The sequence below is a fragment of the Collimonas sp. genome (assembly GCF_044339385.1).
Taxonomy (GTDB): domain Bacteria; phylum Pseudomonadota; class Gammaproteobacteria; order Burkholderiales; family Burkholderiaceae_D; genus Collimonas.
Genome location: NZ_JBIIVN010000132.1, coordinates 1 through 7,374, shown reverse-complemented (window position 1 = coordinate 7,374; position 7,374 = coordinate 1). Strand labels below are relative to the sequence as shown.

At 58.7% G+C, this 7,374-nt stretch carries 7 protein-coding genes and 2 pseudogenes; 8 read left to right on the top strand and 1 reads right to left on the bottom strand.

Translation table 11 applies throughout. From position 1 onward, the window contains the following. Positions 1–112: pseudogene (locus ACIQ0R_RS09850) on the top strand (IS5/IS1182 family transposase); the annotation flags it as partial. Positions 113–291: 179 nt separating this feature from the next. Here the strand turns inward: ACIQ0R_RS09850 and ACIQ0R_RS09845 are convergent. Further along, positions 292–803: pseudogene (locus tag ACIQ0R_RS09845) on the bottom strand (winged helix DNA-binding protein). Positions 804–1,101: 298 nt separating this feature from the next. On the opposite strand from ACIQ0R_RS09845, the gene pxpB reads away from it, so the two are divergent. The 7 genes from pxpB (at position 1,102) to ACIQ0R_RS09810 (ending at position 7,195) form a co-directional block, all read left to right on the top strand. Then, positions 1,102–1,755 carry a 5-oxoprolinase subunit PxpB gene (gene pxpB, locus ACIQ0R_RS09840; protein WP_395826667.1) on the top strand — a complete coding sequence of 218 codons (654 nt, stop codon included), beginning with the start codon at positions 1,102–1,104 and terminating at the stop codon, positions 1,753–1,755. Next, positions 1,752–2,744 carry a biotin-dependent carboxyltransferase family protein gene (locus tag ACIQ0R_RS09835; protein ID WP_395826665.1) on the top strand — a complete coding sequence of 331 codons (993 nt, stop codon included), beginning with the start codon at positions 1,752–1,754 and terminating at the stop codon, positions 2,742–2,744. The genes pxpB and ACIQ0R_RS09835 overlap by 4 nt, the downstream gene beginning before the upstream one ends. Before the next feature lie 65 nt (positions 2,745–2,809). Next, positions 2,810–3,625 carry a 5-oxoprolinase subunit PxpA gene (pxpA, locus tag ACIQ0R_RS09830; protein WP_395826662.1) on the top strand — a complete coding sequence of 272 codons (816 nt, stop codon included), beginning with the start codon at positions 2,810–2,812 and terminating at the stop codon, positions 3,623–3,625. A gap of 67 nt (positions 3,626–3,692) precedes the next feature. Next, positions 3,693–4,412, top strand: coding sequence for a DUF969 domain-containing protein (locus ACIQ0R_RS09825; protein ID WP_395826660.1), 720 nt, complete (start codon positions 3,693–3,695; stop codon positions 4,410–4,412). Next, positions 4,409–5,395 carry a DUF979 domain-containing protein gene (locus ACIQ0R_RS09820; RefSeq protein ID WP_395826657.1) on the top strand — a complete coding sequence of 329 codons (987 nt, stop codon included), beginning with the start codon at positions 4,409–4,411 and terminating at the stop codon, positions 5,393–5,395. Before ACIQ0R_RS09825 ends, ACIQ0R_RS09820 begins: the two co-directional genes overlap by 4 nt. Before the next feature lie 23 nt (positions 5,396–5,418). Then, positions 5,419–6,429: a DUF2891 domain-containing protein gene (locus ACIQ0R_RS09815; protein WP_395826655.1), complete on the top strand. Its 1,011-nt coding sequence runs from the start codon at positions 5,419–5,421 to the stop codon at positions 6,427–6,429. Positions 6,430–6,778: 349 nt separating this feature from the next. Next, positions 6,779–7,195 (top strand): F0F1 ATP synthase subunit epsilon, encoded by a 417-nt coding sequence (locus ACIQ0R_RS09810; RefSeq protein ID WP_395826652.1) that lies wholly within the window; start codon positions 6,779–6,781, stop codon positions 7,193–7,195. Positions 7,196–7,374 lie beyond the last annotated feature (179 nt).

The following is a 7,374-nucleotide window of genomic DNA, read 5'->3' as shown; positions in this document are numbered from 1 at the left end:
TCGTCTTCGCATTCGTTTCGAACGTCGCGCTGATATTCATCAAGCATTCCTTAAACTTGGCTGCAGTCTGATCTGCTGGAGCAAACTTCAGCAGGCATCGCAGCCTTTATGAAACCGTCTCTAAGATTGCTACGATTCCTACGCCCCCAAGATTCCCGTGTTCGCCGCATACTGCGGCTTTGCCGGAGCCTGACGCCGCGATTCGCATCTTGACTGAACGATATGAATCTTCAAGCGCCTTTTTATCGGCTGGCCGGCCGCCTGCGATCAAAACACTCGACACTATCGACACTATCTTGAGGTAGCCCCGCGCGAGGCAGTGTCGTACAAGCCGGATGCGGCGCGCAACAGCTTGGCGGCATCAGCCAGCGCCTGGTTCGAGAGGCCGCTGTCAGGCAGCACCGTGATCAGGCATTCCTCGCGCACTTCGCGGTACTTGAGGCACAGCGCGTAGCCTTCGGGAGTGGTCGAAAAATAGGCTTCCTTACCAACCTTCTCACTGTGGACGTAACCGGCTTTCACTAGCTTCTTGAGTGCGTAGCTGGCGATGTGGGTATCTTCGATATTGAGGACGAAGCAAATATCGGCAAGGCTTTTTTGCGTTCACGGTGGCAAACATGGTGCAGTAACGACACCTCCACCGGCGTCATGTCCTTGACCCCGGCAGCCGACATGCAGCGCGCCATCCAGCGATTGAATGCATTGCCGGCAATAATCAACGCGTATTCCAGCTCCGACAACTCGACACTGCGTTCTGAAGCCAAGTGTGCGGAAGATAGAATTTTAGAGGCGGCACCGTTCATCAATATCCCCAAGGCCAAAAAACACCAATCATAGGCGCAGTTATTTATCTACGAAAATGCGAAATCGATGCAATCCACAGCTCTCGCGACAGCAGGATTGACACAACAATATAGACTATTTACATACAAATTATTGACATTTTATTTTTGATCGATGATATTGCAAACTGCCTCAAGGTATCAACGAGCCATCTTTTAAAGAGTGCGGATGAGGCATTACGCCCTGTAGCAGCGGCTTTTTTCCCTGTCTGCAACACGATGATTCTCTCAGCCCCGGTGCAGAAGGAGGACAGCCGTAATGATTCAACCAGTCATACAAGCACTTGGTGAAAGCGCCTTGATATTGAGTACCGGCGCCAGCGCCACTCTGGAATGCCAGCAGCGGATCTGGGCCATCGCAGTCCAGGCTGTGCAATGGCCGCATGTCCGCGATATCGTGCCGGGCATGAACAACCTGACCATCCTGTTCGACCCGCTGGCAGCCGATCCACAGCAACTGGAACAACGTCTTCAGGCTGCCTGGGAAAGCGTCGCCGTCAGCGACAAGGCTAGCCGCCAAATAAATATTCCGGTGGTCTACGGCGGCGACAGCGGCCCCGATCTGGAGTATGTGGCGCGTCATACCGGCCTGTCGCCGGCCGAGGTCGTCAAGCGCCATACCGCGCCCGAATACGTCGTCTATTTCATTGGTTTCCAGCCCGGCTTCCCGTACCTGGGCGGACTAGATCATACGCTGGCGACCCCGCGCCGCGCCGAGCCGCGCGTGAGCGTGGCGGCCGGCTCGGTCGGCATCGGCGGCAGCCAGACCGGGATTTATCCGGCAGCATCGCCCGGCGGCTGGCAATTGATTGGGCATAGCGCGTTACAACTGTTTGATCCCGGCAACAATCCACCGACCCTGCTACAGCCGGGCGACCGCGTGCGCTTCGTCGCCAGCGAGGTGATCGAGTGATCAAGATCATCCGCGCCGGTCGTCTCAATTCGGTTCAGGATATGGGCCGTGAGCATTTCCGCCATCTCGGTATCTGCCAATCCGGCGCGCTCGACCGCACCGCGTTATCGATCGCCAATATGCTGGTCGGTAATCCGTGCGAAGCGGCCGCCATCGAGTTCACCCTCGGCCCCTGCGAACTGCAATTCATGTCGGATTGCCGGATCGCCCTGGGCGGCGCAGATTTCGGCGCAACACTCAACGAACGTCCACTGCCGCCTTGGTGGAGTGTGCGCGTGCGCGCCGGCCAAACCCTGCGGCTGAATGCCGCGCGCCATGGTATGCGCGGCTACCTTGCAGTGGCCGGCGGCTTCAATTCGGCCCAACAGCTTGGCTCACGCTCGACCGATTTACAGGCCCGCTTTGGCGGCCATGGCGGGCGGCCGCTAACCGAAGGCGATAGCCTGACTGCCTGTCACCTGAAAAATGCCGACGCCGCAATCCATACCGCGCCGTCATTCGGGGTACGGGCGCCATCCTGGTATAACGCGCACGACAGCAAGCCGCTACAGATCCGGGTAATTCCCGGGCCCGAATACGATAGCTTCACAGCGACGGCGCAGCGCGCATTCTGGGACGGTACCTGGACCCTGACAACGCAAAGCAACCGCATGGGTTTCCGTCCGAGCGGTCCTGAGCTGAAAATCAAGAAGAGTCACGACCTGCTGTCGCACGGCGTGTTGCCTGGCGTGATTCAGGTGCCACCGGCTGGTCAGCCGATCGTGCTGATGGCGGATGCGCAAACCACCGGCGGCTATCCGAAGATCGGCGTGGTGATCGGCGCCGACCTGGCAAAGCTGGCGCAGTTGCGCTTTAACCGCACGCTGCGCTTCGTCGCATGCGATGCCGCTCAGGCGCGCGAAGAGCTGCGCCGCGATAACTTATATCTGCAACAAATAGCGGCGGCGATGCACTGGTTGCGTCCGGCAAGAGATTGCGCCGCTGATTAGCCAACCAAGTAAGCCAGTAAGTAAGTAAAGACCGGGTAAGAGACTGATCAGCTGAGGAGCGGATGATGCCGAAGACAGAGACACCTAAAAAACACCAGCAATTTGGCGTTGACCTCAACGCCGATCTGGGCGAACAAAGCGACGGCAGCGACGAGGCTCTGCTGGCGCTGGTCAGTTCAGCAAATATCGCTTGCGGCTGGCACGCAGGCAGCGCGCTGATGATGCAGCAATGCGTCGCCTGGGCGGTCGATCAGGGCGTCGCCATCGGCGCCCATCCGAGTTTTCCAGACCGCGACAACTTCGGCCGTACCGAAATGCAACTGCCTCCCAACGAGATCTACAGCGGTGTGCAGTACCAGATCGGTGCATTGACGGCAATCGCCCTCGCCAATGGTGCGCGACTGGCGCACGTCAAACCGCACGGTGCGTTGTACAACATGGCGGCGCGCGATGCCGCTCTGGCCGACACCATCGCCGCCGCCATCTACGATCTCGATCCGACGCTGGCGTTGTTCGGCCTGGCCGGTAGCGAACTGATCGCAGCGGCCAAACACGGCGGCCTGACCGCCATCGAAGAAGTATTTGCCGACCGCGGCTACAACCCGGACGGCAGCCTGGTCCAGCGCGGCACGCCCGGCGCGCTGATAGAAGACGCTGAACAGGCACTGGCACAAACCATGCATATGATCCGCGAAGGTAAGGTGCATGCGATTGACGGCAGTTGGGTTGCGCTCAAGGCGGACACTGTCTGCCTGCACGGCGACGGTGCGCACGCGCTGGAATTTGCGCGCCGCATCCATGCCGAACTGAACCAGCAGGGCATCGCCATCCGCGCGCCGCAAATCACCAATGGCGAGGCTTTGTTTCCGCTGCTGGGCTGAGCGCTTGTACCAAGATGTGACAAATCGACGGCTTGCCGGCGACCGTCATCAACTCTAGGAGATATCAATGGATGTATCAAGCCTGCTACCTCTCATCGGCATACCCATCGTGGTAGCCGGGTTTGCGCTTAAATTCAACCCGTTGCTGGTAGTCTCGGTAGCCGGTCTGGCCACCGGTCTGTCAGTCGGCATGGATCTTGGCACGCTGCTGGAAACCTTTGGCGAAAAATTCATCAATAGTCGCTCACTGGCGGTCTACATATTGATCCTGCCGGTGATCGGGCTGCTCGAAAGCTATGGCCTGAAAGAACGCGCGCAGGATTGGATTTCCAGCATGGCAGGCGCCACCTCGGCGCGTATCCTGATGTTGTATTTCGTCTTGCGGCAGGGGCTTGGCGCACTCGGGCTGACCTATATCGGCGGCCAGGCGCAAACCGTGCGGCCGCTGCTGGCGCCGATGGTTGAAGGCGCGGCTGCAGCGCGCTACGGCGATCTGCCGAAACCTGTCCGCGATAAATTGCGCGCCCATTCCGCCGCCTGCGACAACATCGCCGTGTTCTTTGGCGAAGATATTTTCCTCGCTTTCGGGGCGGTGCTGCTGATGGATGTCTTCCTCAAGGAAAACGGTATCCAGAATATCGAGCCGCTGCATCTCGGGCTGTGGGCAATCCCGACTGCGATTGCCGCGCTGATCATTCACATGACCCGCCTGGTGCGTCTGGATGCTAGCATCCGGCGTGACGTCGATGCCTGGAAAAAAGCTGATGGCAAAGAGGTGACAGCATGACAACCCTGATCACCATCAATGACATCTACTATCTGATCGGCGTCATCGTCATGCTGCTGGTCGGCATGACGATGCGCGACAAGGGCAATCCGAAGCGCTTCACTACTGCACTATTCTGGTTTCTGTTCGGCTCTGTGTTTTTGTTCAGTGACCTGATGATTGCCGGGTTCGGCAAACAAATGGCGTATCGGATTATCGGCGTCGAGGTATTGCTGCTGTCACTGATCGCCGGCTGCGGCCTGCTGTCGATGGGCAGTTACAAACAGCGCAGCGCCGGACAACACCAGAAATCCGGGAATCAGTTCGGCAACTGGATATTCCTGCCGGCAGTGTTGATTCCGCTGATGACGGTTCTCTGCACAATCCTGCTGAAAGGGGTATCGCTCGGCGGCATGTATCTTCTCGACCAGAAGCAACTGACGCTGGCAGCACTCGGCGTCGGTTGCATTTGCGCCATTCTGGCCGGCTGGAAGCTGACTGGCGGCACGCCACTGCACGCCGTGCGCGAATCGCGACGGCTGCTCGATACCATCGGTTGGGCCTCGGTGCTGCCGCAGATGCTGGCGATGCTGGGTGGCGTATTCGTTGCAGCGCAGACCGGCAAATCGGTGCAGGAAGTCGTCGGTCTGTTCGTCAACCCCGAGAATCGCTTCATGCTGGTGGTCATTTATTGCCTCGGCATGGCCTTGTTTACCATCATCATGGGCAACGCTTTCGCTGCATTCCCGGTCATGACGGCCGGCATTGCGCTGCCGTTCATGATCATCGGCCAGCATGCCGATCCGGCGCCGCTGGTGACCATCGGCATGCTGGCCGGTTATTGCGGCACCTTGATGACGCCGATGGGCGCAAACTACAACATCGTGCCGGCAGCGCTACTGGAATTGAAAGACAAATATCAGGTGATCAAGGTACAGACTCCAACGGCGCTGACGCTGCTGGCAGCCAACATATTGCTGATGTACTTCATCGTATTCCGCTAGCAAGAAAGAGAGAAGGAAAAGCCATGCATCTGACTCGTGAACAAGTATCGATCTTCGCCGCCCTGCCACTGCGCTCGCTGCGCCACGAATATCCTAACCACATCATGCATGTTCTCAACGGCCCGCATGACGTATTGTCGCCGCGCGCGCTGCACCCGGTGTTCTATGGTTGCTACGACTGGCACTCGGCAGTCCACGGTTACTGGCTGCTGGCGCGTTGCGCACGCCTGTATCCGGAGCTGGCGCAGCAGGCCGATATCGGCGCACTGTTCGAAGAACATTTCATCGCCGCTAACATGCAGCAAGAGCTGGCGTATTTCACCGCGCCCGGCCGCGCCTCGTTTGAACGTCCGTACGGCTGGGCCTGGCTGCTGGCACTGGCGCAAGAACTACAAAGCTGGCAGCATCAGAGCGCCGCGCGCTGGCTGGCGGCGATGCAACCTCTGGTGGAAGAAATCCGCAGGCGGGTGCTGCATTTTTTCCCGCTACTCAGTTACGCAATCCGCGTCGGCACCCATTACAACAGCGCGTTTGCGCTCAAGCTGATCCTGGATTTCGCGCGCCATCGCCACGACGCCGAGCTGGAAAGTACGGTAGTCGCAGCCGCCTGCCGCTACTTCATCGCCGATAGCAATTACCCGGCGCATTACGAACCCGGCGGCGATGAATTCCTGTCAGCCGCGCTGACCGAGGCGCTGCTGATGGCCGATGTGCTGGAGCCGGATGTCTATGTCGACTGGTTCGCGCAATTCCTGCCGTCGCTACCAGATGTCGAGCGCTTGCTGCATCCAGCCGAAGTCAGCGATCGCAGCGATCCCAAAATCGCCCATCTGGACGGCCTCAACCTGAGCCGCGCCTGGTGCATGAAACGGATTGCCCGCCGCCTGCCGCAGCACCATGCCGCCACCGCCACCTTGACGATAGCAGCGCAACGGCACATCCAGGCCAGCCTGCCGCATGTCGCCAGCGGCCATTACGCTGGCGAACACTGGCTGGCCACCTTTGCGATGCTGGCGATGGAAACGCCGGCTTAAGCGGTGCAGCGGTGGATTGTCATCGGCCTGTGCAGTTGTGCAGCGGCGCAGGAACTCATTCGCTCAGCCTGGAGAAATGACTGATCTTGTTGCTGCCGATCTTGTATCATGGAGCAGCTTCAAGGAAGCGCTGCATCGATCTACGCGGCGTCGCACGCGGCCTGCCAATCAACGCTCGCCACGGCCTCTGCAAGACTTCCCGGACAGGGTGAAAATACCCTGATAATGCAGTCTTCGCAGTCTTTGCAGTCTTTGCAGTCTTTGCAGTCTTCGCAGTCTTTGCAGTCTTTGCAGTCTTCGCAGTCTTTGCAGTCTTTGCAGTCTTTGCAGTCTTGCTACAGGAACCTGTATGTCGGAAACCAAAGTCATCGTCGTCAGTCCCGAAGGCGAGTTGTACGCCGCTAGCGCCGGATTGGTCACCCTGCCGGGCATCGCCGGCTCGTTGGGCATCCTGCCTGGCCATACCCCGCTGCTGACACGCCTGAAACCTGGTGCGGTCCACATCAAACGCATCTCCGGCGAAGACGATTTCATCTACGTAGCTGGCGGTTACGCTGAAATTCAACCGTACTCGGTCACCATCCTGGCCGACACCGCGATCCGTGGCAAAGACCTCGATGAAGCCAAGGCCACCCTGGCCCGCGAGCAGGCCGCGGAACGCCTGCAAAACCAGACCTCGAATATCGACTACGCGCTGGCCCAAGCCGAACTGGCCGAAGCGGTGGCGCAACTATCGACGCTGGCGCAAATGCGGCGCGGCAAATAATCCAGACTGGATTTATTTCCTGGGCCGCCTGCATGGAAAATGACGCCCCGCACTGTTACGGCTGACCGAAAATTGACCCAGCAAAGGGCATAGTGCTGATTCAAAATTGACCCAGGTGTTCTACTTGTCCTGTCTAATTTTTAGGCAGGAGATATAAGGTGATCACCATGGAAATGTTA

Coding starts and splice junctions, on each gene's coding strand:
- ACIQ0R_RS09815 (WP_395826655.1), top strand. CDS start 5,419: ATGCATCTGACTCGTGAACAAGTATCGATCTTCGCCGCCCTGCCACTG.
- pxpA (WP_395826662.1), top strand. CDS start 2,810: ATGCCGAAGACAGAGACACCTAAAAAACACCAGCAATTTGGCGTTGAC.
- ACIQ0R_RS09825 (WP_395826660.1), top strand. CDS start 3,693: ATGGATGTATCAAGCCTGCTACCTCTCATCGGCATACCCATCGTGGTA.
- ACIQ0R_RS09820 (WP_395826657.1), top strand. CDS start 4,409: ATGACAACCCTGATCACCATCAATGACATCTACTATCTGATCGGCGTC.
- pxpB (WP_395826667.1), top strand. CDS start 1,102: ATGATTCAACCAGTCATACAAGCACTTGGTGAAAGCGCCTTGATATTG.
- ACIQ0R_RS09810 (WP_395826652.1), top strand. CDS start 6,779: ATGTCGGAAACCAAAGTCATCGTCGTCAGTCCCGAAGGCGAGTTGTAC.